Source organism: Butyricicoccus sp., assembly GCF_050872565.1.
Classification (GTDB): Bacteria; Bacillota; Clostridia; order Oscillospirales; family Butyricicoccaceae; genus Butyricicoccus_A.
Genome location: NZ_JBNMHC010000509.1, coordinates 1 through 1,151, shown reverse-complemented (window position 1 = coordinate 1,151; position 1,151 = coordinate 1). Strand labels below are relative to the sequence as shown.

The 1,151-nt window shown below is 50.6% G+C and carries 1 protein-coding gene and 1 pseudogene; both read right to left on the bottom strand.

Annotation, left to right across the window (positions count from 1 at the left end; genetic code table 11):
* A pseudogene (locus ACR0P9_RS12975) lies at positions 1-117 on the bottom strand (peptidoglycan hydrolase); the annotation flags it as partial.
* Positions 118-229: 112 nt separating this feature from the next.
* Positions 230-1,151, bottom strand: a 922-nt coding sequence (locus ACR0P9_RS12970) for a [Fe-Fe] hydrogenase large subunit C-terminal domain-containing protein (protein WP_432620798.1), incomplete at its 5' end; no start/stop codon positions are given.

Here is a 1,151-nt window from a genome sequence, read left to right as displayed (position 1 = left end):
TTCCAAATCCGGCACCATAGCATCCGCAATCAGATTCATATAATATTCTTCACTGCCCATGCCGTCATAATACGCATTATATTCCTGTGTAGATGGACTGAGAAAAACAGTCGGCATATCATACGCCTCCTCTTATTATCGTTTATCGTCTCTCCCATCTTATGCGTCAGGACATAGAAAAAACACCAGAAACAAAATCTGTCTCTGGTGTTTCGCTGTTTTGTGTATATTAGAATTTGGTCTCGTAGCTGCCGACCGACATATTGACGCCGTCCTTCGAGCTTGTCTTTGCGAAGGTATCTACCGAACGCTTATCCGTCGGCAGATGGCTGATTGCACCTGCGCCGTTGACGCAGCCGCCCTCACAGGCCATGCCCTCGATAAAGTTCTCTGCCAGCTTGCCCATCTTTGCCTTGAGCAAAGCAACCTTGCACTGTTCAATGCCGCTGCAAACCGCTGCCTTCGGCTCAAAGTCAATTTCCTGCTCCTTGATGCTCTCGACAACTGCTTCGGTCAAACCACCGGAACGAGCAAAAATACGGCCGAAATACGACGCATCGTTTACCGGCAATTCGCCCTGATCTTCTGGTGCACAGTTTGCTGCATCCAGCAGCGCAACCATTTCTTCAAAGGTCAGTACGCAATCCACCCACGGACGGACATGTTCCAGCTTCTGCTCTTCCTTCTTCGCGGTACATGGGCCGATAAATACCGTCTTGACCGGCCATGCACTGTTTTCCTTGATGTACTTGCCAAGTTCTGCCATCGGAGACAGGTTATGCGAAATATGCTCTGTCATTTCCGGCATGTGCTTCTTGATATAGCTGACAAATGCCGGACAGCAAGAAGACGTCAAGAAGCCCTTTTCCGCCAACTCCTTCGACTCTTTCTTTGCGACCATATCCGCGCCGAGAGCCGCCTCAACAACGTCATGGAAGCCCAAGTTGCGCAATGCCTGCTTGACCTGTCCCAGCTTGACGCCTTTGAACTGCGAAGCAATCGCCGGAGCGACAATCGCTACGGTATAATAGCCGCGATGATCCGCCTGCTGAAGCAGCTTAATCGCATCGACAATGGAAGAATTGTCCACCACTGCGCCAAACGGACACTGGAACACGCAGGCACCACAGCTGATGCACTTGTCATAGTTG